Below are 25570 nucleotides of genomic sequence, written 5' to 3' on the forward strand. Positions count from 1 at the left end.
ACGCGTCACCGCCCCTTCTTCTTCTTCGAGTCCTCCGAATCGGCGCCGTCGGCCGGGCCCGTGGAGCCGGTCGCGGCGCGGCGGCCGAGGAGCGGGAACCTGCGGGCCAGCCTCCCCGGACCGCTCAGCCGGGCCTCGGCCCCCTCGCCGTAGCGGGCGGCGAGCTCGGCGTGGTGGGGCCGTACCGCGTGCTCCAGCCGCTTCAGGTCCGCGACGCGCCAGTGCGCGGCGGGATGTGCTCGGATCACGGTGACGGCCTCCTCCTGGGCCAGCGAGAGCCGGGCTCCCGCGGGCAGCGTGACGACGGCGGCGACATGACCGAGAAGGACGTCGTCGATCCGCTCCCCCCGCGTCACCCCGTGGTGCACGGCCGAGAGGTACCGGTCCAGGTCCCGATGGCCCAATTCCGGGAGCCGGCCGCGGAGCCGGCCGACATCGGCGGGCAGGCGCAGCATGGCGGGCACCAGGTGGTACAGCTTGAGAGCCCGTGGCGCCTCCCACAGGCCGGCCTCCCGGATCGTGAACGCGTCGACGAGTTCCGTGGCCTCGCGGGCATCACGGAGCGCGCCGGCCAGGTCGAGCGTGATCCGTACGCGCTCCCCGGCGATCGGGGGCAGCCAGGCGAAGCGGCCCGGGTCGGCGAGCACCCGGCACAGGTGGAGACATCCCATGAGTCCGTTCTCGTCCTCGATCCGCTGGCTCAGGGCGCGGTCGAACCACTGGCCGACCGCCTCGTCCACCGGGCCCGGGGCGGGCAGCTCCTCGGCGATGCGGACCGCCTCCCTGTGGGTCCAGGTCCGCGAGGGGTTCCGCCACAGGCCGCGCAGCAGGTCCTCGTCGGGCGAGGTCCGCCCGCGGATCTCCAGGATCTTGAACATGAGCGGGACGGTGTTCGAGGGCTCGCGTTCGGCCCTGGCCCGCAGGTGGTGCTCCATGAGCAGCGGGCGGCCCTTCAGGTCCCTTTCACCGAGCAGCTCGGCGGGGAACTGCGAGAAGAGCTGCTCCTGTCCCGCGCGTCGTTCCAGCGCCTCCTCCACCGCCACGGCCAGGGCTTGCCTCATCGCCGGCAGCGTGCCGACGAGTGCGGCCACCTCGCGCCGGTACCCGGGAGCGGGTGCGGAGGAGCCGAGCAGCGTACGGGCCAGGCTGAGCGTCTCGTGCGCCATGGCCTCCGGTGGCACCGGGAGTCCCGCACCGAGCGACCAGAGCAGCAGGCGCGTCCGCTCGCGCGCCGTCCGCGCCTCTGTCTCCAGCAGCCGCTCCCACAGGGCGGTGGCCCGCTCGCGTGCGGTCCGGTCGGTGATCGGCACGGGCTCGACGGCGTCCTCGGCGGCCGTCATGTAGGCGCGCATGCGGGACCCGTGCAGCTTCCCCTCGATCTCCTGGTGCACCTCGGTGTCACCACCGGCCTTCGCGGCCGCGCTGAGCGCGGCCAGCCGGCCGTCGTCCAGGTCCCGGTGCTCGCGGTGGATGTCCGCGGCGACGGCTGCCCGGCGCGGCCCCAGGTGGTCGGCCCCGCCCAGCCAGTCGATCACCTCGTGGACGTCGGCCGCGGTGAGCGTGATGCCGCCCGAAGCCGCCGCCGCGGCGACGGGGGCGTACCAGTGGTCCGGTGTCTCCTCCCCGCCCCGGACGTAGTCCGCCGTCCAGGACCAGACGGGGCGGACGGAGCCGACGCCGATCCTGGTGAGGAGGTGCACCAGATCGTGGACGGGGACCGAGGGGAAGAGGCCCCGCGAGAAGTCGAACACGGTGTAGGCCGCCTCGTCGTCCGGCCCGAAGTCGAGCTGCGCCTCGGGCACCGTGCCGATCAGGTGCAGCCGGCTGCGGGCCGGACGGAAGACGTAGGTGGCGAACGAGAGGCCACGGGCGAGCGGAGGCGGCAGCAGGTAGGAGATCGCGGCGAACCAGTGCGCGATCCGCTCGGTCGAACGGTCGATCACCACCACCGAGCCGTGTTCGGTGAGCGCGGCGAACACGGCGGCCAGCAGGTCCGGCAGCCGATCCGCGTGGGGATGGCCGCGCAGGAACTCGCGCACGGCCGGCACACCGAGCGGGCCGGGCGCGGGCGCCGCGAGCGCCGGGATCTCCGTGCTCGGGGACACCGTGCGGGTCCACACCGGCGAGTTCCACAGCTCGATCCCGAGCATCCCGCCCCCGGCCGCCCGGAAGTCCTCGCTGTGCAGGGCGTGGGCGAAGTAGTTCCCGAAGCGGCGGGCCGAGTCCCGGCCCACGTACCGCACGCACAGCGCGGTGGCCCTGCGCCCCTCACGGTCGTAGGGCCGGTAGCAGAGGTTGACCGGGCAGCGCTCCAGCAGCTCCGGAGTGTCCGACTCCACCAGGGAGCGGGGCGGCTCGTACCCGGCCAGCGCCTCCACGGCCTGCCGGGTCTCGACGGTGACGCCCGCGCTGACGGCGTTGAACTGGAATCCGGAGAACCCGCTGAGCCCGTGCTCGCAGGAGGTGTAGTAGAGCTGCTGGAAGTGCGTCATCCCCGTCCCGCCTTCGGCACCGAACCGAACTCGCTCAGCAGCCACAGCAGCGGGTCGGCGACCCGATAGGGCTGGATGCCGGTGGGGGCGACCCGCGCGTCGGGCGTGGGGTTGCGGCCGAGGGCGGAGACGCCGAAGTACCGGTAGCGGCCGTAGTGGTTGTCCAGCAGGTGGTCGATCGGCACTCCGTCCCAGTCCTTGAGGAGCCGGCGCACCTCCTCGTGGACGCTGAGGCTGTCGCCCACGTCGAAGCGGCCGCGCGGGGGCGCGTAGTCGCGCAGCGGACTGCCGGCATCGAGCAGGTGCCAGAAGGCGTCCATCTTCGAGAAGACGACGGCGATCGGAGTGTCGATCTTCTGCGCGGACCGGCCGGCGCGGGGGGCGAGCAGCATGCTGGTGACCCGGGAGAGGACGTTGATGGGGGTGTCCAGCCCCTCGGTGCCCGGCAGCGGCGTGCCGGGCAGCGCGTTGTCCCGGGCTCCCGGCATCTGCAGCGGGTCGAGCAGCAGCACTATGCCGTCGGCACCCGTCAGATAACGGGTGTTGAGCTCCACGCTCTCGCGGGAGCTGAAGTCCTCGCCGGCGGTGTCGAAGAACGACAGGACGGTGTGCTGCGGGCGTTCGCCGAGCAGCGTGCGCCGGCGCATGCCGAAGCGGAAGACCAGCGGGTCCACCCGGTTGAGGGTGGTGGAGGCGGTCTGGGTGCCGGGGAACATCTGGTTGTCGCGGTAGAGACGGTCCTCGTAGTCGGAGCTGTAGCGCCGCATCGTCGAGTCGTCCAAGCCCATCAGGGCGGCTCCGTACGCCTCGCCCACGCGGTTGCGCACCTCGTGGAGCAGCACGGTCATGTAGACGGTCTTGCCGGACGCCTTCGGGCCGACCAGGGCGATCAGGCGGTTGTCCACCATGCCGAACTGGACGGGTAGCTCGGAGTGGCACACCGGGCAGATCCGGTAGGTGGTCGTGCCGTCGCAGTCCGGGCAGACGGCCGTGGGCTTGCGGCCGTCCGCGGCGAAGTCCGGGCCGAGGTCGTGGCTGCGGCGCGGTCCCATCCGCTGGTCCAGCACCTGGTCGCGGCGGCGCTGGCACTGCTTCCCGGTCCGGCTCAGTCGGCTGTTGCAGCGGAAGCGGATCTCGCGCGGGGCGAAGCTCTCGTAGCAGTAGGGGCAGGCGAGGCGTTTGGCCATCAGGTCACTCGCAGTCTGTGCAGAGCCGTCGGGCGGATGTCGATACCGGAGTCGGTGCCCGCGTTCGCGTCCGCGGGGAAGCAGACCAGCCAGGACGGGCCCCGGGTGGCGGGCAGCGGGAACTCCACGGTCAGCGGGGCGCCTGCGGGCAGTCGCTGCGCGGGCACCTCGTGCAGGACGGTGCCCTCGGCCGTGTTGGTGGGGCGGAAGCGGCCGAGGCTGTGGACGATGCGGAGACCGGGCAGGTCGCAGCCGGCCTCGGAGGTGAAGGTGACCGATGCCACCCGGCCTTTGAGGCGGCGGCGCACGCTCGGCTCGTACGAGACGACCGTCGGGGCGGCCGGGACGAGCAGCGAGGACGCGCCTTCACAGTCCTCGCGGAGCTCCGCGACCAGGGCCTCCACGGTGAGGGTGACGGCCCCGGGGCCGACGGCCAGGTCGAATCCGCCGTCGTGCTCGTACACCCGGCGACGGCACACGACGTCCCCGTCGCCGGGGCCCGCCCCGACGGTGTTTCCCTCCCGGCGCCAGCGCACCCGCGCGCTCAGGGCGCCGTCGGGCCACGCCCACAGCACGAGGAGGTGGTCCCCGCGCCGCATGGCCTGGAGCTGGTCCACCGGGACCGCGAACAGGGTCCGCGGATCGTCGGGGGACTGCGCCGGAGCCGCGGCCGTGGTGTCGTACGGGTCGGCCCCGGGCCGCGCCGGCGACTCGGGCTCGGGCTCGGGGTGGGGAGCGCTCGGTGGGGGCGGTTCCGACGCCTCCGGGGAGCTGCGGGCGGTGGTGTACGGAGGTTCGGCGGTCGGTGGTTCGGCGGTCGGCGGCTCGGCGTACGAAGGCTCGGCGTACGGCGCGTGCGGAGCCTCCGCGTACGGCGGCTCGGCGTACGGCCGCCCGGCCGCTTCGGGCTCAGGGGGCGCGAAGGCACCGTGCTGCCCGGTCGGCCCGGCCTGCCCGGCCTGCCCGGAGTCCTGGTCGTCCGGGACGGCCGGCCCGCCGCCCTGCCGCGAGGCGGGCTCGGGGTCCTCCGGCCGGGGACGCCCGGTGCGGGGCTCCGGGTCCGTCAGGGCGCCGGGTTCGGGGTCCAGGAGGGTGTCCACGGCGTGCGGTCCGCCGGGGTGCCGGGTGTCCGCGCCGGGGTACCCGGCCTCCGTACGCGGGTAACCGGCGCCCAGGCCGGCGTACCCGGCCTCCGCCCGTGCCGGCCTCACGGCGGGCCCGGTGACGACGCGCAGCACATCGAAGTCCCGCAGCGCCAGCAGCCCGAGTACGACGGCGAGTTCGGGGCGGTCGCACCGCACCGTCAGACCCCGCGCGGCCGGGAGGGCCTCGATCTCGGTCCGCAGGCCGGGCGCGGCGCACATGCCGCCTGCCAGCAGCACCGTGTCCACGGCCGGTTCCGCGGTGGTGAGCTGCTCGGCGACGGCGGCGAGCAGGCGCTCCCGCAGGGGCGTCACCGCCCGCTCGAAGTCGGTCCGGTCCAGGGTCAGCGGATGCCGCCCGCCCGTGGCGTCCTCCACGGCCTCGGTGACGCCGTCCGAGTCGCCGAGCGCCTGGCGGAGGACCTCCGCCGCCCCGAGCGGGTCCACGCCGTCCGGCAGGCGCCCGGCGAGTCCGGCGGCGACCGCCGCGTCCCAGTCGTCGCCGCCGAGCGGGAGGCTGAGACCGCGGACCACGTGCACGGTGAGGTCGGGGGCGATGGCCAGGACGCTCAGGTCCAGCGTCGTCGCCCCTTGGTCGCAGACCAGCACCGTGTGGTCCACGCCCTCCGCGACGGCCCTGTAGTGCAGGGCCACGGCCACGGGGTCCGGTACGACGCGTCCGACGTCGAGCCCGGCGCGCTCCACCGCGTACCGCAGCTCCTCCTCCCGCCCGCCCGACACGGGGAGTCCGAGGACGGCCGTGCGGTCCGGCCCCGCCCCATGGGCACCCTCTCCCGCCGGGGCGGATCCGATCAGCAGGGGCAGCGCCCGGACCGGGTCGAGGACGCCGTCCACACCGGCGAGCCCCGTCGTGGTCACCTCCGGCCGGCCGTCGGGGCCGACCCGCGCGACCCGCCCGAAGCGGTGTCCCAGGTCGATGGCGATCATGCCCGTACGCTCCCTTCGCCCGCGAACGGCGCCGCGCCGTCGGCGGTGACCCACGCCGTGCCGTCGGCTCCGACGCCGACCCGGATCCGGCTGCCCGGCTCCGGACGGTGCGCCAGCAGATGGCCGACGACGGCCGAGCGCACCGGTTCCAGTTCGTTGCGGATCTGCCGCCCGCCGTACGCCTGGTGCTCGGGGTCCGACATCCGCTCCGTGATCCACGGGTGCAGGGTGTCCGGGTCGGGAACCAGCTCCACGCGGTGGCGTTCGCGGACCGACTCGGCGAGCTGTCCCAGCAGCCGGTCGGCGATCCTGACGACGTGTTCGTGACGCAGCATGTCGAAGACGACCACCCCCGGCTTGAGCCGGCCGTAGATCTCCGGCCTGCCGATCTGCCGGAACTTCTCCTCCACCGCCCGGGTGAAGTGCGCCTCCAACTGGGGGTACGCGAGCTCGTCACGCTCCTCGAGCAGGCTCCGGACCTGCTCCGCGCCCGTGTTGGAGGTGAAGATGATCAGGCACTGGGAGAAGTACGCCGTCTGGCCGCGCCCGTCGGTGAGCCGGCCGTCCTCCAGGATCTGCAGGAACTTGTCCAGCACCTTGGGGTGGGCCTTCTCGATCTCGTCGAAGAGCAGCACGCTGAAAGGGCGTTCCTGCACCCGGCGGGTCAGCTCGCCGCCCTGCTCGTGGCCGATGTAGCCGGGCGGCGCGCCGGCCAGGCGCTCGGCGGCGTGCTCCTGCTGGTACTCGCTCATGTCGAAGCGGGCGTAGGCGCTCTGGTCGCCGAACATCAACTCGGCGACCGCCTTGGCGAGTTCGGTCTTCCCGACGCCGGTGGGTCCGACGAAGAAGAAGGCACCCCGGGGACGGGCGGTCCCCGAACTTCCGAAGTCGACGCCCACGAAGGCGGACTGGAGGGCCGAGGCGACGGCGTTCACGGCAGCCGACTGGCCGACCACGCGGGCGCCGAGGACCCCGGCGGCGCCCGCGACGGTCTCCCGGTCGAGCTGGGTCCACGGGTCGACACTCACGTTGAGCCGGTGCAGTTCCAGCAGCTTGTCCGGTTTCCGCAAGGGCGCGTTGCGCAGCCACGAGGTCCTGGCCAGGGACTCGATGTCCCAGCCCGCCATGCCGTCGGTGGCTCCCACGAGGGCTTCGAGGTCGGCGCGCGAGGAGTCCTGCGCCCCGTTGAAGTGGCGCATCAGCCAGGTGAGCCACAGGCGCCGCTCGCTGGGGTCGGGCGGGCCGATGTGCAGTGCGGCGATCCTCGGGTCCTCCAGGTGGAACCAGCCGGGCAGCCGCCCGACGTCACCCACCGCGCACAGGACCGCGTTGCGCGCGTGCGGGGCCGGGCCTGCGGCGGAGCGCGGGGTCACGGCGTCCGTCATCGCGGCGCGCAGCCTCAGATAGCCCAGGTGCGATTCGGGCTGGCCGGACGGCAGGTGGTGGTCGACGTCCTCGAAAACGAAGGCGCAGGCCGCGTCGGGCGAGGCCGCCAAGCGGTGCACGGTGGCGACGACGTCCTCGAAGGCGCGGGGCCGGCCCGACTGCCGTGGCGCCAGCAGGCGCTCCCGGCCCCGGTCCCGCTCACCGCCGCGGCGGGCGCGTGCCGTCGCGTCCGGGGCGCCGTCGAGCGGTCCCTCCGTGTCCCCGTGGCCCCCCGGCGGCCGTGCCCCCGCGCCGTCCGGCGGCGTTCCGGTTCCGGCAGCCCCGCCGGGGGTCCCCGTCCGGTCGGAGGATCGCCCCTCGCGCAGCTCGTCGAAGCGCTCCGCGTGACCGGGCAGCGGAAAGGTGAGCCCGCCCACCGGGTCCCACCAGCCGACGACTTCCGCGCCGCGAGTCCCCAGCAGACGGGCGACCACCTCGCGGAAGGAGGCCGGCCGGTCCGCGAACCACCAGCGGTCCCTGATCTGCCCGTTGAGGATCACTTGGCGCCCACGCCTCAGCTCCCAGCCGAGGGACACCGCCCACAGCGGCATCATGCCGTCCGCGGCGGCCGGTTCCCCGTCCCCGGTGGGCCCGCTCCGGCGGTCCGTGTGCGGGGGGCGCTCCGCGCCACCGACGCCGTTCTCCCGCTTCGCCCAGTCGACCGTGCTCACCGGGTCCACCTCCAGTCTTCCGTGCCCGGCGTCTGCCTGCCCTGCCGCCCCGGCGGCTTGCCCTGCCAGGTGAGTTCACCGGGGACGAAACCGTCCCGGTCGACGATCGCCTCGTGGACCCGCTCCAGCAGGTCCTCGGTGCGGTCGCACACCGCGCCCTCCGGCTCCGGGCGGAGGGTGACATCGGGCTCGCCGTCGACCTGGTAGACGATGACGGGGGTGCCTCCGCCGTCCGTGGTGATCGTGGTCTGGTACGTCGCCCCGCTGGGGCGTTCGAAGCCGAGCAGCAGGCCCCCGTCCCGCTCCGTTCCGCCGGTGAAGGCGAAGCCCTCGCCGATCATGGCGTCCTGCAGCGCCTGCGCGAGGTCCATCCGGCGTGTGTACGCCAACTGCAGTTCGTCCAGCCGGGCTTCGGCTCCGGCGAGTAGCTCCTCCAGCGCCGCGACCGCCGCCAGCGCCTCCGCCGACGCGCCCGCCGCGAGCGGGCTCGTGACGGCGGTCAGCGCCGTCTCGATCCGCTCGGCGAGTTCGGGGTCGGCGAGCTCCCGGGCCTCGGCCGCCGCCTCCTCCACGGACCGCCGTACGACGCCGAGCCGGTCCGCCGCTTCGGCGAGCGCCGCCGCCCGGCGTTCCTGTTCGGCCTCCAGCGCCGCCTGCCGTGCCGCCTCCTGCTCGGCCGCGTGTTCCTCCGCCTGCCGCCGGGCCTCGCGCGCCCGCTCTGCCTGACGGCGCTCCTCGGCGGCCCGCTCCCCGGCGGTCGCGGAATGGCGGGCGAGTGCGTGTTCGGCGGTGCCGAGCAGCGCCTGGAAACGTGTCTCCCCGCCGGGTCCGGCCGTGGCACGCAGCTCGTCGAGCAGGTCGAGGCAGTTCCGGTGCCCCTGCGGGTCCTGTTCCCGGGCTTCCGGTCCGATCCGGGCGAGCCGTTCCTCCAGCCCGGCCAGGACGGCCCCGTGGTCGGCGTTCCGGCCGGGAGCCTCCCCCTCCCGGTCGAGCAGGACGACCCGGCCGCGCAGCTCCTCGATCGCCCCGCCGAGGTCCTCGGCGCGGTCGACGCGGGTCTGGAGCAGGTCCAGCCGCTGCCGCAGCACCCGCACCTCGGAGTCCTCCGCGCCGACGCGGCCCAGCAGCTGACGTACCTCTGCCAGCCGGCGTGCGTCGGCGCCGGCCTGCTCCTGACGTAACCGGGCGGCGTGGGCCTGCTGTTGCGCGGACCGGCGGTTCGCCAGCTCCGTCTCCCTGCGCTCGGCCTCCGCCCTGGCCCGCTCCCGGCGAACGGCCGCTTCCCGGGCCCGCCGGGCGGCGCGCTCGGCCCGTTCCCTGGCGCGCTGTGCCTCCAGTCGCCGGCGTGCCGCCTCCCGGGTACGGCGTCTTTCGGCCTCGATCCGCGCGTAGGCCGGCGCGACCGTGACGGTGCTGTACTTCGGTGATCCGCTCATGCTTCCCTCCGTGCCTCGGCGCGCAGGACGAAGCCCCGTGCCGCGAGTCGTTCCTCAAGCCCCTCCCGGAAGCCGGGAGTCGGCGGCACCCCCGCCCAGGACAGCGATCCGTCGGCCTCCACGGAGAGTTCGACGCCCGCGCTGGTGTCGGGCTCGGTCCCCAGGTGTGCGTAGCGGCCGGTGAGCGCGATGATGCGCTGGTTGGACGAGCCGCGCCAGCGCAGGCCGTGCTGCCGGGACGCCACGTAAGGCCCGTCGACGAGCAGGTCGAGGCGGCGCAGCAGCGCGTGCCGACCCCGGCCGCCCCGGCGCAGGGCCTCGTACCGGAATCCGGAGTAGGCCATCGCGCTGAAGTCGGGGCGCCGCGCCCGGACGGCGTCGAGCAGCGAGGCCAATTCCGCCGCCTGGCTGAAGGGCTCGCCACCGGAGAGGGTGACCCCTTCGATGTCGGGCAACCCGCAGAGCCAGTCGGTCAGTTCGTCCACGGTGTGGGCGGTGCCTCCTTCGAAGGGCAGCGTCTCCGCCGCCACGCAGCCCCGGCAGCGCAGCGGGCAGCCCTGCACCCAGATCACGGCTCGTTCCCCCGGGCCGAGGACGGTGCAGCGGTCGAGCCTCCTCGCCACCGAGAGCAGCGTCACCTCTGCCATAGGGCCTTCTCCTCCGTCTCCTTGAGGCCCTGCGCCGCACTGTCCGCACGCGGTCGCGGGTCCGGGGCCGGATAGCCGTCGGCGCCGCGTTCGGCCAGGTCGCACCAGGGGCACCAGGGCCGCTCCGCCGTGTGCACGTGCAGGGGATTCCTGCGGCAGGTCCTCAGCCGCGCCGGCTCCGACTCCGCGGCCAGCGCCTCGGCCCAGACCGATGCGGGGGGCCGGACCCCGCCGAACGCTGCCCGGAAGAGCGCCGCGAGCCGCCGCGGGAGCAGGTCGACGGGCGGCGCGGAACGGGGCAGGACCACCGAGGTCCGGTCGAGCAGGCGGCACCGGCCGTGCAGGACGTTGTCGTCGTACGACAGGTAGTCGCCGCCGGTCGAGGGATGCCCGGCGAAGGGGTGGAGCCCGCACATCAGCAACTGGTGGACCAGGACGGCGAGGACGAAGTCGTCGGAGGCCCGGTCCGGCGCGGTGCCGGCCGGCGCGCCGATCCGTTCGGGCGCCGTGTGGCCCGGGGTACCCATCCGTCCCGGGAACACCTCGCCGCCGTCCGTGAACTGCCAGGAGTCCACGTCCGCGATGCCGACCCTGCCGTGCGCGTCGACCCAGAGGTTGTCCGGCTTCAGGTCGCCCACCACGTAGCCCTCGGCGTGCAGGTCCGTGAGGAGCCGGGCGAGCGAGAGGGCGGCGGCGAGCGCGGTGGCCCACGTCGTGCGGGGCAGGAGCACCTGGCGGGCCTGCGGGGTCAGCAGGTGCGCGAACGGCTGGCGGGCGTGGCGCATGTCGGTCATCACGTAGCCGTCCACTCCGTCGGCGCCCGGGCCACCGGCCCGGACCCCGGCCATCGGCCAGGCGACCCGCGTGGGCGTCCCGGACAGCAGCCGGACGGCACGCGGCTGGCGGCGCTGCCGCACCAGCCGGGCGATGCGGCGCCGGTAGGCGGCGGGGTCGGGCGGGTCGAGGACGAGCTTGGCCACCAGAGGGCGCGCGTCGTCCACGGCGTAGACGACCCCTTCCGAGCCGCTGCCGATCCGCTGCGTGAGGTGCCATGTGCGTCCGCTGTCGGACACCACCGTGAGAGCCATCGTCACCTGCCGTCCGTGAGGGCGCAGAGCACGGTCAGGTCGTCGCCGGTCCGTGCCGCCCCGGGCCCGGAGAGCAGGGTGCGCAGGGGGGCGGCGTCACCGCCGTTGGCGCGGAGCGTGGCCGCGAGCCCGCAGAAGAACCGTTCGGAGGGCAATGGCCCTGCCTCGGCCGGGAGTTCGCGCACGGAGGGGTGGTCGAGCGTCAGGGCCGCACAGCCGTCCGTGGCGAGCACGACCCCGCTCAGCCGCGGCTCCCAGACCACGAACGTCCGTAATCGCAGCGCGGCCCCGGGTGACGAGAGGAAGAGCGTCTCCGGTGCGCCGGGAGCGGGCGGCGGCAGGACCAGGTGGCACCGCTCCCGCGCCTCGCGAGCCGGCCCGGACCCGTCGGGCTCGCGGGTCAGTACCGTCCCGAAGCAGTCGCCGACCGAGAGGAACGCCGTCCAGGGCGGCCGTACGACCGCAGCCGCCAGCGTGGCGGCCAGCGCGCCGGCGTCCACCGGCTCCGACGGGTCGCCCGCCGCCGACAACACGCCCTCCACCGCTCGCCGGTAGTCCCGGACCACCCGGGCGCCGGCCGTGGCGATCCACCCCGTCCACGCCTCCGGAGCGTCCCCCGCCTCCGGGATGTCCTCGACCAGGGTCCGGCAGGCGGCGTCCACGGCGATGTGCGCGCCGAGCGCGCTGCGCTCCCGGCCGCCGGCGCCGTCCGCCACGGCCAGCACCGCCGTCGCGCCCAGGTCGACCGCCTTGAAGGCGTCCTGGCATCCCTGCCCGCGGGCCAGGTGCGCGGTCCCCTGGACGGCGGCCCCCGCCACGATCACTGGTACCTCTCCTCAAGCAGTCGCAGGCGCCGCTGCCAGTCCACGAGGCCGGCCACCTGACCGTGGATCTCGTCGGCGGCCTGGACCGCCCCGATCCGGTCCGAGCTCTGGAACAGCAGATCGAGGATCTGCCCGAAGTCCAGCCCTTCCAGCATCAGCGCCCCCTTGGGCGCGAGGACCCGGAGGAGCTCCAGGTCGGCGCCGCGCACGCCGATCGCCTGGACCACGCATTCGCCCCGCTCCTCGCCGCGGCGCACCTTCTCCGCCGTACCGGCCAGGGCGGCGGGGTCCATCGCCTCCCCGTTCGCGTCGGTCGGCGCGCCGTCCGTCAGCACCCACAGGAACGGCCTGCGCACCTGGACCTGCCGTTCCTGCAGCGCCCGGTGGCGCGCCCGCGCCAGGTCGAGCGCCGTCTCGACGGCCTCCGTCATCCGGGTGAGTCCGGACGCCTCCAGGCGGGGCGGGCGCATCCTGTCCACGGGCACGAAGAGCCGGTCCGGCGCGGCCTCCTCGACCGGTACCAGACGCTCCCGGTCCGGGTCGAAGACCCGCACCCGCGAGTCGAAGGTGATCAGGCACACCTCCACCCGCGCACGCAGCCTCGGCTCCGCCCGTACCCCGTCGAACCAACGGACCAGCGCCGCGCTGAGTTCGTCGATCCGGGGGTTTCCGGCCGGGCGCCCCATGGAAGCCGAGGTGTCGAGGAGCAGGACGACGGGCTGCCGTTCGTCATAGCCCTCCGCGAGTCCGAAACCGTACTCACTCATCCGCGGGCGCCCCCGCCCTCGTCCACTCGGGCGGCTCCGTCCCCTCCGGCCGCCCCCTGTGCGACGAGGCGGCCCCGCGAGGCGTCGAAGCGCACGACGACCTCCGTCCCCGGCACCATCCCCGGGGAGTCCGGAAGCATGCGCAGCAGCACACCCTCGACCAGGACGTACGCGTCGGGAGCCGGCCAGGTGATGATCCGGCCCGGTGCCCCATGACCACCCCACTCTTCCATCCCACCACTCATGCGCCCACGCTAGGTGACACGACATCAACTACGCCTGCCACAGCCGAAATTTGCCACACGAAGATCCCCCTGCGCCTCCGTGCGCCCCCCTCGTGCGTCCTCACGCGGACCGGGGCACCCTTCCATTCCAGCGGGTCAGCCGGTCGGCCTCCGGTCGCGGGCCGGGCGAATTCCGGCAGGGATCCGCTCCACCAGCTCCGCCGCTTCGGCCGTGCGCACCACGAAGTGGACGTCCCAGCGCGCCCCGCGCGCCAGCTCCGCCTCCACGGCCGCCCACACGGCTCCCAGACTGACGTGGTACGGCAGTCCGCCACGACCCGAGCCGAGCAGCGGGAAGCACACCGAGCGCAGCGGTGGGGCGTGGCGATCGTGCTCGTCGGCGAGCACGGCCAGGGCCCGGGACACCGCCCGGGTGACGTCGGCCGGCAGCACGTCGTAGTCGTTGGTCCCGGCCCGGGGTACGGCGATCGCCGCGTGGTAGATGCGCCGTATGCCCTGCGCGGTCAGGGCCCCCGCTCCGGTGGCCGCCACGGTGCCGGGCCGCACCGCTCGCCCGTACGTCCCGTGTCGATCGGCCCACTTGCGCAACTCCGCCGGGAGCGGGTCCGCCAGCACCTCACCGGTCACGCCGTGCACGGCCGCCGCCCGGCGCAGCGACGCGGCGATGGACGACTTGTACGGCTCGGGCAGCGCGAAGTAGACGTTGGACGGGGAGACGACCACGTCCACGTCGCGCAGCAGGTCCACGGGGTGCACGTGCACGGTGAGCCTGACGGGCCGGCCGGCGGTCCGGACCTCCACGGCCCGATGGGTGCCCGCGCCGCCCCTGTCGTCCGCGGCCGCGCCGGAGTCCGCCCCGGCCGCGTCGGCCGCCAACCGCACGATGTGCTCGGCGACCTGGCCGAGGACCATCACCTCCTGGTCCTTGCGGAACCGCTCGACGCTCACCCCGTAGACCGAGGCCGCCCGGGCACGGCGGGAGGACGCCGGCCAGTCGCGGGTCCCCTGCGCCAGCCCCAGGGTGTACTCGGCTGCGGTGCGCAGCGTTCCCGCGTCCAGACGGGCCACCGCACGCCGCAGCAACGCCTCGACGGCCGCGCCCGGTGTCCGGGCGGCGACCGCGGTCACCGCCTCGGCCGCCGCCTCCAGCGCGGGCAGCGCACGCCCGCGCAGCCGGACCAGTCCGGCGCGCCGAACTTCCTTCAGTTCCAGGAGAAGTGAGGCGTAATCAGGAAGGGGTAAGACCATGGGCTCACCATGGCATCACCCTTCACAGGCGGACAAGCCGGGGCCCGACGCCCGGTGGGGCGTCCGGGCGGGGCGTCACCAGCCCACGGGCTCCGACACCTCCGCCCACAACGGGTCGAGGAGCCGGTTCACTTCCTTGACACCTTCCGGGGAGCCGAGATCCGCGATCCCCCGTTCCGGCAGCATGTCCAGGGCCCTGCCGTGGCGGTCGTCGAAGCGATCATGGAAGAGCACCATGGCGTGCTCGGGCCGGTTCCGGCGGGACTGCCAGACGAGCCCCATGGCGTCGGGCGCCTGAGCCCGGATCTCGCTCGCCCAGCGTCGAGCCTTCGCGTAGCTCCTCTCGTCGTCCAGGAGGTCGGCGTTCTGGCGGACGGCGGCCAGGTCCTTCTCCTTGAGCAGCGAGACCACGGTCAGCTCGCACGTGGTGCGCAGCACGCTCAGCGACCTCCCCTGGACGAGGGCGTAGGGGATCACCCTCTTCTCGCCGGTCCAGGGCACGGAGCGCAGCACGCTCTCCGCGACGGCCGTCAGGGCGCTGTCGGCCACGTACAGGCTGTGATACGGGTCCAGCGGGGTGCCTTCGAAGCGGCCGCCATTGAAATGGATGTCCGCGAGGGTCGGGTTGAACTGACCCGGCCTGTAGGTGGACTTGTGCACCCGCCACAGCTCCGTGCCGGCCGGGATCACCATGAAATTGGGGCGCAGTTCCTCCTTGATCATGGGGAAGAACTTGATCAAGGGCATGGAGTTGCTCATCATCACTCTCCCTCCACGAGTGCGGTGGCCGCACCGACGAGCTCGTGGTCGGGCAGCCGTCCCAGCAGCGACACCGGGGGCCCGCCCAGCCAGCTGTTGCCGCCGAGCCACCACGACGCGGCGCCCCGGGGATCGATGTCCGCCAGGAGCAGCCGGTTGACCTCGAGCACCACCTCGTGCGGGGTGCCGCCGCCCGCGGGGAACTGGAACTCCGGGTAGCGGTCGCCGTTCGGTGGGTCCGGCAGTCTGATCAGTTCGGGCGGTGGCGCGCCACCGCAGCGGGCCGTCGCCTCGGCTGCCGAGAGGGCCGGCTCCCGGAGCAGCGGGTCGGGTGCGCGGTCGTCGCGGAACGCCGCGTCGGGCGTCGGGTCGGGCGTCGGGTCGGGCTCCGGGACCGGTTCCGGGACCGGTTCCGCCAGCAGGTTGATCAGCGCCAGCGCCTCCGTCACGGCCTCCGGCCCGGGAGGCGCGGCAACCAGCCGTACCCCGTCCAGAGCGTCGCGCACCGGATGGTCGAACGGCAGCGGCCGCAGGGCCAGTCTGACGCCCTGCAGCGCCCTGCGGACCGCCATGTCATCGTCCGGTGGAGCTTCGGCGAGCGCGCTCAGCCGGGTGAGCAGCAGCGCGTGCTGTTCCTCGTCGAGCGCCGTACGGATGGATTCCCGGTGCTCGCCGATCAGGGCGAGCAGCGGCTCCGCGGATGGTCCGCGGCCCTCCTCGTTCATGCTGTCCCTTCTCCTGTGTTCGTCGCGCTCGGGCCCGGATGCCCCTGATGGATGAAGGCGGCCCAGAGCGCGGTCCGTTCCCGTCCCGGTCGTCCCATCTCCCTGAGCAGGTCGCCCTGGAGGGAGCCCGGGTTCTCGCGGTGGGGGTCGAGCATCCACAGCTGCGCGGCCCTCAGGGCGTCCACGGGGCTGAGCCCGTCGACGACCAGGTAGTGGTGGAACACCGCCATCAGCAGCGCCGACGCACTGTCCTGGGCCAGCCACCGCGATCCCACGACGTCCCGCGCTCCGGCGGCGACGAACGCCGTGGTCAGGGTCAGCGCCTCGTCGTGGTCACGTTTGCTCAGGTCGGTCTGGCAAGCGCTCAGTACGACCAACGGCCCGTCGGCGAGGTCCTGTTGCCCCTCGCGGTCGAGCAGCCGGGTCAGCGTCAACGGGGCCGGCGTGCCCTTGTCGTCGGCCGCGAGGTCCAAGGCCGAGACCGTGGGGCGGGTGCCCGCCGAACCGTGCGAGACCACGTGCAGCAGGGAGGTGCCGTCGGCGAGGAACCCGAGGACGGCGTCGGGCGTGCCGGGCGGCAGTGCCTCGCCGTAGAGCGCGCCGCACAGCCGGGCATTGGGATAGAAGACGTCCCGCAGGGTGGTGACCTCGGTATCGGCGTAGTCCAGGCACATCATCGGGTCGGCCACCAGCACAGGAGCGGCGGCCGGGTCCCGCGGCGCGCGTCGTGCCGTCCGCAGGAACTGGCTGCCGGACGCCGCGTAGCTGATGACCGCCGCCTGGCAGAGCCGGTCGTGGGCCGCCTCGGCCGGGAGCCGCGCGGCGTGCCACGGGACGATGCCCAGCCGCCCGCAGGGCACCAGGACGACGCGGAGCGGCCGGTCCTCCCGCCCTTCGCCGGCCGCCGCCAGGCGCTCCTCGATGCCGCCGAGGACCGGGCCCAGCGCCTGGAACGCCCAGTCGCACAACTCCTCCAGGGCTTCCTCCCACGCCTGGGCGACGGACCGGTCGCGTGGGCTGCGGTCCCGCGCCGCTGCTGCCTCGACGTACCGCGCCAGCGGGCCGTCCTCGACGTCGGAGAGGTCCGGCAGGGCGCCCGCACCGGCCCCGAGCTCCGGCCCCACCGCGATCGCCAGGCCCGGGCCCGCGTTGTCGCCGGCCACCAGGTAGAGGAGTACGTCAGCACCCGCGTCGGCGAGCCCGTCCGCGAGCTCGCTCAGCGTGGGAGTGCCCAAGAGGCCCCCCTCTCGGCGGTAGCCGAGCGCATCGAGGGCTTCGCGACGCAACGTGCTCGGCAGCAGCCCGGGAACCTCTGCCGCGTCGCCGGTGCCGTCGCCCGGGCCGTCGCCCCCGCCGGCCGCCCGCCAGGCCTCGGCGAGGTCGTGGCGTCCGGCGGCCTCCAGCAGTTCCGGCACGGCCGACGCGGTGGAGGCCGCCTGCAGGACCAGGGCACGGCCCAGCTCCAGGGCGGCCACGGCCTCGTGCAACCTGCCGTACGAAGCCGCCATCCGGGCCGCCCGTACGCCTCTGCTCGCCCCGGTGCGGGCGGCCAGCAGCCCGTGCTCGGCGCCCGCCTGGAGGAGGACGTCGGCGGCGAGCGCCATCAGCGCCTCCTCGGCGGCTTCCACGACGCGGGTGTCCTCCGGGTCCGGCGCGTCTTTCGTGAGCAGGTGGCGCAGATGGTACGACTCGGCCAACTGCCACAGTGCCTCGGCGGCGATCCGCGGCGCCTTGCCCTCCCGTACGCCGACCCGGAGCCGTTCGAGTTCCTCGATCCAGGCGTCGAGCACGGCCGGGTCACCGTCGAGGTCGAAGCGCACGCCCAGGGAGAGCGCGGAGGTGTAGAGGTCCTCCATCGAGGCGTCCGGGGGCGGGGGAACATGGTCGGGGACCGAGGCCGCCGGCTCGCCGGTGAGGGCGGCGCGGATCATGTCGAAGTCCTGCATCCACGGCACGGGCAGCTCGTCGGCGAACGGCAGACCGCTCTCCTTGACGCGGGTCATCCCCTGCTCCATGTAGGGCAGGGCCCGCAGCAGTGTCTCCTTGTCCCGGGTCACGATGCCGAGCGAGGCGATGACCGAGCCGATCGCCCCGTCGACCGCGAACCGGAGCGGATCACCCTCGGGAACGGCCGCTCCCAGGGCTTCGGCCTCGTCCAGGAGCCCTTCGAGTGCGGTGGTGTCCTCCGTCTCCCTCGCCGCCATCGCCCGGGAAGCGATGTCCATCGCGCGGCCCAGGACGGCAGGGTCACCCACGCCCGGGGGCAGCAGTCGGCCGATCCCCTCCATGTGGCCGACGATCGCGTCCATGTGGGCGCGGCCGGCCGACAGGTCCTGGTAGCTGCCGCCCACGGCCGGACTGATGCCGAGCAGCAGTGCCCTCAAGCTCTCCAGGGTCGACGACGCCGACTCCAGGCCCGGCATGGGCAGGTCCTGTGCCGAACGGAGCCTTCCGAGAAGGTCGTTGAGCGCCTGCGGGTCACCGCTCCGCAGGACGGAGTCCAGCCCGTGGCTGGTCGCGTTCACGGCGTCCAGGGCGGTGACCATGTTCCGGAGGGCGTCGGGAGTGGGCGCGGGCCGCGGCTCGGGCTCCGGGGCCGGCTCGGGCTCCGGGGCGGGCTCGGGCTCCGGGTCCGGGTCCGGGGCCGGCTTCAGCTCGTTGTCCGGCTTCGGCTCGGGGTCCGGGTCCTGTTCCCACACCGGTCCCGAGGACGAGGCGGGAGGCGGGCCCGGAGACGCCATCGCCCCGAACATCCCGTCCATCATCTGACGTAACTGATCCGCGAACGGTGAACCGGGCGGCACCATGCCCGCCAGCAGATCGGAGAGCCCCTGTGGAGAAGGGGCCGAGAAGAGCCCCTGTGCCTGGCGCACAGGACCGAGCAGTTCCGGCGGCAGCGGCAGCTCCGCCACGTCGTCCATCAGCGTGCCGAGCTCGGTCGCCTTGGCCATCATCCCGGCGGGGCCCGCCTGCCGGAGCCAGTCGACATAGCCGGAGAGGTCGGGCGCCGCCGCGAAGAGCCCCTGCTGTGGCTGGACCGGAGAGACATGGCTCATGAGGAACAGCGCGGCCCACCGCCGGTCCTCCTCGGTCACCGCCGCCCCCAGCCCTGTCGTACGGTCCCGGGCGTCCCGCAGCAGCCGTTCGGCCCGGTCCCGGTCCGCGGCCGAGCCGGCCCCGGCCGCGTCCCTCAGGGTCAGCGCACCCGCCAGCCACACGTTCACCGAGCCACGCAGACCCTCGTCGTGGTCCAGCAGTCGGGCCAGCTGGTCGAGTTCGGCGACCGAAGCCGTGTGGGCCTGCGGCGACAGCGGACCACCCCCCATGCCGGGGAGCTGCCGCTTCACCCGCTCGATGGCGTCCGACACCCAGGCGCGCAGGCCCTGAACGCCACCGCTCTCCTCCCGACTCACCGGCATCCCGCCTCTCCGGGCTCCCACACACAGCCCTCAACAGCCTCAGCAGCCCTCAACAGCTCTTGGATCACTCCCACTATGCCGATCCGCCGCGGGCGCCGCCGCGACTTCACCCGCTTCTCCCCGCCGGCGACCCGACTCCGCCCCGGAAGGCACCCAGATCGGCCCTCATCTCCCGCCGCATCTCCCGCAGTCGGGCCCACAGGGCCTGGATGCCCTCGTGTGCCGCGCCCGGTGAGTCCCCCGGTCGCGGCATGCCGTCATCCAGCCGTCGGACCATGCCGTAGACCGCCCCCAGACCGTGGCTGACGGCCCCCGCGTGGTCGAGCACCCGCTCCGGCAGCCGCATCTGCGCCTCCGCGTAGACCTCCCGGTGGTGGTCGCGAGCGTCGGTGAGCCGCTGCCGTACGTGCGGCAGCTCCGCGTCGCGGCCCAGCGCGTACAACTGGTCGGTGAGCGCGGCCAGATAGTGCCGGCCGGAGGTGTTGAGCGCCACGTAGCACTCCCACAGCTCTTGCGCCTCGGTGCGCCGGTCCCACACCTCCTCGGCCCGCTCCCGTTCGCGCCGCCGACTCCGGTCGGCCGCCCGCTGGGTCAGCAGCGCGGACATCAGCGTCCCGACGACGCCCACGACCGCCACCAGCGGAGCGGTCACCACACCGATGTCCACGCTGCCCCCTCCCCCTCGTCCCCCCGCACGATCAGCGAAGCACCGGATGGCGCACCGGTGAAGGCCGCACCCGGACCTCGCCCGCTGTTCGCCCCGTTGCCGCCCACCGAGGCCGGAAACGGCGACGCCGGTGGGGTACCCGGGGGCGGCGCCCGGTCGAATTCCGGTCGGGTCGAGGGAAGTTGGTGACGATCAGGTACGGCGGAAGCCACCCTGCGGCCATCATGGGCCGCGGGAACGACCGGATGGATTCACCGCGGCGGACGGGGGCGTGGAGACATGGTGGACGAAGGGGAGAGCGGCGGGGTCCGGGCACTGCGGGCCTGGGCCACCGAGGCGACCGAACGTGCCGCCCGGCTGGTCGGGCGGGGAGGCGAGAACCACCCGGTGTCCGCCGAGGAGTTCGAGGGGTCGGTCGCCGAACTCTCACGGCTGCGGCACCTCCTGGATCACGACCGGCTGCTGCTCGGCAAGGTCACCCTGGTACTCGGCGGCCTGCTCGCCACCCGCCACGCCTCCGGGCGCGGCACACCCGACGACCCGGAACGGGCCCGGCGCCTGCTGGACGAGGTGCGGGATCCGACGGCGGCCGCCGGGGAGCGGATGACGGACGAGGACCGGCAGTGGGCGGCGATGTTCCTGCTGATGGTGTCCGATCCCGCGCAGCCGGGCCGCCCGGCCGGGTCACCCCCGGACATCTGGTCCGTCCTCGACCGTGCCATGGCGGCGGAGCCCGGACAGGCCGCCGCCGAGGCGGCTCAGGTCGCGGAACTGGCCGCCGAGGTCGGCAAGATGCCGATGCTGCCACCGGAACTCCGGGACCGGTTGCAGCAGGCGCAGGACATCTTGTTGTACATGGAACAGACCGACCTCTCCGACCCCGAGACGCTGTTGACCATGCTGCCCCCCGGCTTCCCGCTGGGTGACCAACTGCGGACGATAGTGGGCATGATGTCGTCGATACCCGACTCATCTGACTCACCTAACTCACCTGCCGCACCTGAATCACCGGCACTGGGGGCCGCCGTCCCGGAGCCGGAGCCGGAGCCGGATCCGAAGCCGTCGGACCAGGTCGACACCGCTGTCACCGGCGCGTGGCTCACCGCCGCGCTCGGCCTGTCGGAGGCCCTGGACACCGGCGATCCCGAGTCCCTCAACCGGCTTCTCCAGCGGCTGGGCGGGCAGCTCGACCGCCTGCCGGCGGGGCACGGCCAGACCTCCGAGATCCAGAACCTGATGCGCATGGTGCTGCAGACGGCCGGGCCCCTCGGGAACAGCCGGGTCGACAGCGGCGAGGCCCTCCGGCACATGAGGTCGGTCGTCGAGCACTTCGCGCAGTGGGCGGCCGACGATCCCGGAGCGGCCCACCTCGCCGTCGCGGCCCGGGCGGCCGATCTGTTCATCAGCATGCGGGCCGCGGAGGAGGCGGAGAGCGAGGACGAGTTCCTGCGGCTGATGGCCGAACTGGACGCGCTCGAAGGTTCCGTGGCCGCCGAGCATCCGTTCCGCTGGATGGTGATGCTCGTCCACGGCTCCGCACTCGTATCGCTCGGCGAGCACAACCGCGACAACGAGACCGTCGTACGCGGCCTGGCACGACAGGAGGCCGCCCTCGCGGCCCGGCCTGCGGGGGAGGCCGGGTTTCCCGAGGCGCAACTCGCGGCGCTCGTCGAAGGGCTCCGGGCCACGCGGGCCGTGGTGAGCCGCACACCGGACCTCATGCCCAGCCCCCCTCCGCCGGCCCCGGACGCCGCGACGGGTACCCGGTACCTCACCGCCATGACGGCAGGCCTCCGGTACTCCACCACCGAGGACCCCGCCGACCTGGACTCCGCCATCAGCGGACTGGAGCACGTCCGCGACGAGGTCCGGCAGGGCCGGTCGCAGCATGTGGCCTTCCCCGCCCTGTGGCAGCTCGCGGAGAACTACCGCCTCCGTCTGCGCCACACCCAGGACCCGGCGGACCGGGACGCCGCCACGGACGCGGCGCTGGAATCCCTGCAGGCGCTCGCCGGTGACGTCGTCCTGCAATCCGGCTCCGACCACGGCCTGCTGGCCGCCCGGTCCGGGGCCGAACGCGGGGTGCAGGCCGCCATCTGGGCCGCCTCCCAGGGCCGGGTCGAGGAGGCGGTGGCCGCACTGGAACTGGGCCGGGCCCTGGTGCTGCAAGCCGCGTCCGCCTCACGGGCCGTGCCCGACCTGCTGGAGGCCCGCGGCCACCACGACCTCGCGGAGGAGTGGCGCGCGGCGGAACCGGGACGAGACGGGTCCGCACCCGGAGCCGGAAGCGGAGCGGCACCCGACGCGCTCCCCCGGGAACTGCCCAGCTCCCTGCGGCGCCGCGCCCTGGAGGCCCTGGGCCACCGCGAGCGGGACGGTGCCCTCTTCCGCACCCCCACGGTCGACGAGCTCAAGGCCGGGGTGGCCGAGGGCGACGCGGACGCGCTGGTCTACCTGCTCGCCGGCGAGGGCACCATGCCGGGCATGGCGGTCGTGCTGGGCCCGGACACCGGCACCGGCGTACGGGCCCTGCCCTTCCTGTCCGGCGAGAAGAGCGGCCCCCTGGAGCGGTTCCTCGACGCCTCGGCCGCGTATCAGGTCCGGCCCGCCGCGCCCGGGGCCGCGCAGACCTGGGAGGACGCGCTGTCCGAGCTCTGCGACTGGGCGACGGACGCGGTGATCATCCCGGTGATGTCCGGCATCGCGGAGCGGCTCGCCGCGAACGAGGACCGGCGCAGGGACCGCCCCGGCCCGCCCAGGATCGTGCTGGTGCCCTGCGGCCGCCTCGGCATCGTGCCCTGGCACGCGGCCCGCCTGCCGGCCGCGGCGCCCCGCGACTACGTGTGCCAGATCATGGTCATCAGCTATGCGGCGTCCGGCCGTCAGTTCCTGAACACGGTCCGGCGCGCCCGGCGCGTCCCGGCCGCCGCTCCCGTCCTGGTGGCGGACCCCACCATGAGCCTGCCGTACGCGGAACTGGAGGTGGCGGCGCTCCAGCAGACCCTGTACCCGCAGGCGCGCCTGTACGGGGAGTTCTACGAGCCTCCCGTCGAACCCGCGGCGGCCGGCACCCCGAACGACCTCCTCGACGCCCTCGACGGGGCCCCGTCCCTGCTCCACGTGGCGTGTCACGGTTCGGCCGGCACCAACCCGACCACGTCGGCACTGCGCCTGGCCCCCGACACGGACGGACCGGAGGGACGCCGGACCACCGACCTGCTGACCGTCTCGCGGCTACTCGACCGGCGCAACGGCGAACAGAACGCCTCCGACGGCCCGTTGGTCGTACTGAGTGCCTGCGAGACGGACCTGAGCAAACGCGACCACGACGAGGCGCTCACCCTGACGACCGCCTTCGTGGCGAGCGGCGCGCGGGACGTGGTGGGCTCCCGGTGGGCGACCCAGGACTCGGCTGCGGCCCTGATGATGGCCGTGTTCCACCACTACCTGACCGTCGGGGGGCTGAGCCCCGTGGACGCGCTCCGCGTAGCCCAGATGTGGATGCTCGACCCGGACCGCAAGAACCCGGGGTCCCTCAGCGACACCCTGCTCGACGAACTGGCCGGCGGCCGCCCGCTGCACCACCCGGCAGCCTGGGCCGCCTTCATCCACCAGGGCCACCCGGGCCCGTCCGCGACGAAACAAAACTGACGCTGCACCGGGCACCCGCAACGTCACCCCTCGGCCGGGCAGAGGAAGTTCACCACGCGCCCTCCCCACCTAGTGCTCTGACCGCGAACGTTCACCGGGTTACATGGCTTGGGGACGTGTATGAGTAGTGTCTGTTGGATGGACAGCACGATGAATCTGCCGACGGAAGAAGATCTGGAGCTGGTCGAGTTCGCCCAGCGCGTTGTTGAGACCAACGGTGACGGTGAGGTGCACACCGTCGGGGCAGCCGTGCGAGACGCACAGGGCCGGATGTTCGGTGGTATCAACCTCTATCACTTCACTGGCGGACCTTGCGCGGAGTTAGTGGCGCTCGGGCATGCGCGTGCTGCGGGAGCACGTGACCTAACGGCGATTGTTGCCGTCGGTGACACGGGGCGCGGCGTGCTCGCGCCGTGTGGCCGGGACCGGCAGGTCCTGCTGGACTACCACCCAGGTATCCGCGTCCTCGTGTCGGCAGCTGGTGGCATTCGCAGTGTCGCGATCACCGATCTCCTGCCTCATGCTTATGTCTGGGGGGAGCAGTCCGCAGCGTCCGACGGAGCGCTGTGCTCGGCCGCGATGCAGGCCCTGCATTTCCATCGCACCTATCTCGAGGCTGTACGCACTGGGCGGAAGACGACCACGGTGCGGTTCCGCGACCCAGTGGAGACGGGCCCGGTGAACATGGTGTTCGAGTTGGATGACGAGGTAGTGCTGTCCGGTGTGGTCACTCAGATCACTTCCAAGAGCGTTGCCGAGTTGACCGAGGCGGACGCTATCGCCGACGGGTTTCGTGATCTCGCCGAGCTGCAAGACAGGCTGCGGTTCCACTACCCCGACATCAAGTCAACCGATGACGCCACCATCGTTCACTTCCGTCTGACGCGTTGACTGCATCCGCCCTCGAGCGAGCGAGGCGATCGGCCTTGCTCATGCCGCTCCTTGCAGGGGTCTGCCGCCCCAGCGGATGGCTTTCTCGCTGCGGATGCGGGCACGTTCGCGTCGTTGGGCGGCGAGGATGTCGGGGTGGCGGGCGTTCTTGTTGCGCCAGCGCAGGTAGGCGTGCAGGGCCCTCGTCTGAACGGTGTGGTTGGGGTGGTGGGAGTTGGCCAAAGTGAACTGCCGCAGCGCCCCGAAGTGAGCCTCTATGGGGTTGGCCCAGGACGCGTAGGTCGGTGTGAAGCAGAGCTCGACCTTGTTCTTTGCCGCCCACCGCTTCATCCGCCAGTTCGTATGGGCGGAGAGGTTGTCGAGGATCACGTAGATCGGAGCGCCGTCCGGACGAGCGGCCCGGATCGTCCGCATGGCCGCCCAGGTGTGGTCGATCCCCTTGCGGCGCCGGTTGACGCCCCACGTCTGGTCGTCGCCGACGGAGTAGCAGCCGTGGAAGTAGGTAATGCCGTGGGTGCGGCGGAACGTCGCCGGCAGCCGGTCGGGACGGCCGCGTTCGGCCCAGCAGGAGCCTGCCATCGGGCGGATGCCGAGCGGGCCGAACTCGTCGAAGGCGAATGTGCGGACGGGCCGTTCGTTGATCGCGTACTCGATCCGCTCCAGCTTGGCGTCGAAGTCCGCATCCGGGGACTCCTTCCAGGTCTTGGTGCGCTGGAAGGAGATGCCGCGGCGGCCCAGTAAGCACCGCAGGGCCTCGCGGCCGATCCGGATCGGCCGGGAGACGTTCCGCTGCAGGTGATCGGCGAGCTTGCGGAGCGACCAGCGGGTGAACGGCTTGCCCAACTGGGTCGGGCGGGTGGTGGCCGTCTGGACGACGAAGTCTTCATCGTCACGGTTGAGTAGGCGGGGACGGCCTCCAGCCCACTGAGGGTCGAGGCATGCGAGCCCGATCTCGTTGAAGCGGTGGATCACGTCGCGGACGGTGTCCTCGTCCGCCTGAACGAGACGCGCGATCACCGGGACGGTGCTGCCGCCCGCCGAGGCCAGCAGCATCATCGCCCGCCGGAACCGCACCGAGCTGGTGCTGCCCCGCCTCACGATCTGCTGCAGCTTCTGCCCCTCCTGCTCGGTCAGCCTTCGAACCCTGACCGGTAACGCCATGCCCGCCTCCCCATGCCAGTCGAAGTCGCCACATGCGACCAGCACAACGAGCAACCCGGCAAACCTTCCCGGTCACAGCACTAGCGAACGGAGCACCCCCGACACCCGTTCCGGCTGGGCGGGACCCGGGGGCCGGTCCACACCGGACCGCCCCCGGCGGCGACCACGAGCCGCCGG

The 25570-nt window shown here is 73.5% G+C and carries 18 protein-coding genes; 2 read left to right on the forward strand and 16 right to left on the reverse strand.

Features of this window, described 5'->3' with window-relative positions; genetic code table 11:
* Nucleotides 1–5: 5 nt before the first annotated feature.
* The 15 genes from ACGFYQ_RS36275 to ACGFYQ_RS36345 all read right to left on the reverse strand — a co-directional run bounded on the left by ACGFYQ_RS36275 (nucleotide 6) and on the right by ACGFYQ_RS36345 (nucleotide 19690).
* Entirely contained in the window at nucleotides 6–2492 is a 2487-nt protein-coding gene (locus ACGFYQ_RS36275) for a GTPase-associated protein 1-related protein (protein WP_393750619.1), read from the reverse strand.
* Entirely contained in the window at nucleotides 2489–3679 is a 1191-nt protein-coding gene (locus tag ACGFYQ_RS36280) for a hypothetical protein (protein WP_393750621.1), read from the reverse strand. The genes ACGFYQ_RS36275 and ACGFYQ_RS36280 overlap by 4 nt, the downstream gene beginning before the upstream one ends.
* A complete protein-coding gene (locus tag ACGFYQ_RS36285; protein ID WP_393750623.1) occupies nucleotides 3679–5769 on the reverse strand; it encodes an Hsp70 family protein in 2091 nt (696 codons plus the stop codon). The genes ACGFYQ_RS36280 and ACGFYQ_RS36285 overlap by 1 nt, the downstream gene beginning before the upstream one ends.
* Nucleotides 5766–7865 carry an AAA family ATPase gene (locus ACGFYQ_RS36290; protein WP_393750625.1) on the reverse strand — a complete coding sequence of 700 codons (2100 nt, stop codon included), beginning with the start codon at nucleotides 7863–7865 and terminating at the stop codon, nucleotides 5766–5768. Before ACGFYQ_RS36290 ends, ACGFYQ_RS36285 begins: the two co-directional genes overlap by 4 nt.
* Nucleotides 7862–9301 (reverse strand): hypothetical protein, encoded by a 1440-nt coding sequence (locus ACGFYQ_RS36295; RefSeq protein ID WP_393750627.1) that lies wholly within the window; start codon nucleotides 9299–9301, stop codon nucleotides 7862–7864. Before ACGFYQ_RS36295 ends, ACGFYQ_RS36290 begins: the two co-directional genes overlap by 4 nt.
* Nucleotides 9298–9948, reverse strand: coding sequence for a 4Fe-4S single cluster domain-containing protein (locus ACGFYQ_RS36300; protein ID WP_393750629.1), 651 nt, complete (start codon nucleotides 9946–9948; stop codon nucleotides 9298–9300). The genes ACGFYQ_RS36295 and ACGFYQ_RS36300 overlap by 4 nt, the downstream gene beginning before the upstream one ends.
* On the reverse strand, nucleotides 9936–11036 hold the full coding sequence (locus tag ACGFYQ_RS36305; RefSeq protein WP_393750707.1) for a hypothetical protein: 1101 nt from the start codon (nucleotides 11034–11036) through the stop codon (nucleotides 9936–9938). The genes ACGFYQ_RS36300 and ACGFYQ_RS36305 overlap by 13 nt, the downstream gene beginning before the upstream one ends.
* A 2-nt stretch (nucleotides 11037–11038) precedes the next feature.
* The gene (locus ACGFYQ_RS36310; RefSeq protein WP_393750631.1) at nucleotides 11039–11860 is read right to left on the reverse strand and encodes a protein phosphatase 2C domain-containing protein; all 822 of its coding nucleotides are present in this window, start codon (nucleotides 11858–11860) and stop codon (nucleotides 11039–11041) included.
* Nucleotides 11857–12627 (reverse strand): hypothetical protein, encoded by a 771-nt coding sequence (locus tag ACGFYQ_RS36315; RefSeq protein WP_393750633.1) that lies wholly within the window; start codon nucleotides 12625–12627, stop codon nucleotides 11857–11859. The genes ACGFYQ_RS36310 and ACGFYQ_RS36315 overlap by 4 nt, the downstream gene beginning before the upstream one ends.
* Nucleotides 12624–12872: a hypothetical protein gene (locus ACGFYQ_RS36320; RefSeq protein ID WP_393750635.1), complete on the reverse strand. Its 249-nt coding sequence runs from the start codon at nucleotides 12870–12872 to the stop codon at nucleotides 12624–12626. The genes ACGFYQ_RS36315 and ACGFYQ_RS36320 overlap by 4 nt, the downstream gene beginning before the upstream one ends.
* 135 nt (nucleotides 12873–13007) lie before the next feature.
* Nucleotides 13008–14120, reverse strand: a complete 1113-nt coding sequence (locus ACGFYQ_RS36325; RefSeq protein ID WP_393750637.1) for a hypothetical protein — start codon at nucleotides 14118–14120, stop codon at nucleotides 13008–13010.
* 75 nt (nucleotides 14121–14195) lie between these two features.
* Complete coding sequence (locus ACGFYQ_RS36330) at nucleotides 14196–14867, reverse strand: RES family NAD+ phosphorylase (RefSeq protein WP_393750639.1); 672 nt, start codon at nucleotides 14865–14867, stop codon at nucleotides 14196–14198.
* A 14-nt stretch (nucleotides 14868–14881) separates the two neighbouring features.
* Complete coding sequence (locus ACGFYQ_RS36335; RefSeq protein WP_393750641.1) at nucleotides 14882–15604, reverse strand: hypothetical protein; 723 nt, start codon at nucleotides 15602–15604, stop codon at nucleotides 14882–14884.
* Complete coding sequence (locus ACGFYQ_RS36340) at nucleotides 15601–19023, reverse strand: CHAT domain-containing protein (RefSeq protein ID WP_393750643.1); 3423 nt, start codon at nucleotides 19021–19023, stop codon at nucleotides 15601–15603. Before ACGFYQ_RS36340 ends, ACGFYQ_RS36335 begins: the two co-directional genes overlap by 4 nt.
* A 106-nt stretch (nucleotides 19024–19129) precedes the next feature.
* Nucleotides 19130–19690 carry a hypothetical protein gene (locus ACGFYQ_RS36345; protein WP_393750645.1) on the reverse strand — a complete coding sequence of 187 codons (561 nt, stop codon included), beginning with the start codon at nucleotides 19688–19690 and terminating at the stop codon, nucleotides 19130–19132.
* A 279-nt stretch (nucleotides 19691–19969) separates the two neighbouring features.
* Between ACGFYQ_RS36345 and ACGFYQ_RS36350 the strand changes: the two genes are divergently transcribed.
* Complete coding sequence (locus tag ACGFYQ_RS36350) at nucleotides 19970–23341, forward strand: CHAT domain-containing protein (RefSeq protein ID WP_393750647.1); 3372 nt, start codon at nucleotides 19970–19972, stop codon at nucleotides 23339–23341.
* 138 nt (nucleotides 23342–23479) lie between these two features.
* Entirely contained in the window at nucleotides 23480–24232 is a 753-nt protein-coding gene (locus ACGFYQ_RS36355) for an ASCH domain-containing protein (RefSeq protein ID WP_393750649.1), read from the forward strand.
* 39 nt (nucleotides 24233–24271) lie between these two features.
* On the opposite strand, the gene ACGFYQ_RS36360 is transcribed toward ACGFYQ_RS36355, so the two are convergent.
* A complete protein-coding gene (locus tag ACGFYQ_RS36360) occupies nucleotides 24272–25393 on the reverse strand; it encodes an IS630 family transposase (RefSeq protein WP_393750651.1) in 1122 nt (373 codons plus the stop codon).
* Between the last annotated feature and the right edge of the window lie 177 nt (nucleotides 25394–25570).

This window comes from Streptomyces sp. NPDC048258 (assembly GCF_043201995.1).
Lineage (GTDB): Bacteria > Actinomycetota > Actinomycetes > Streptomycetales > Streptomycetaceae > Streptomyces.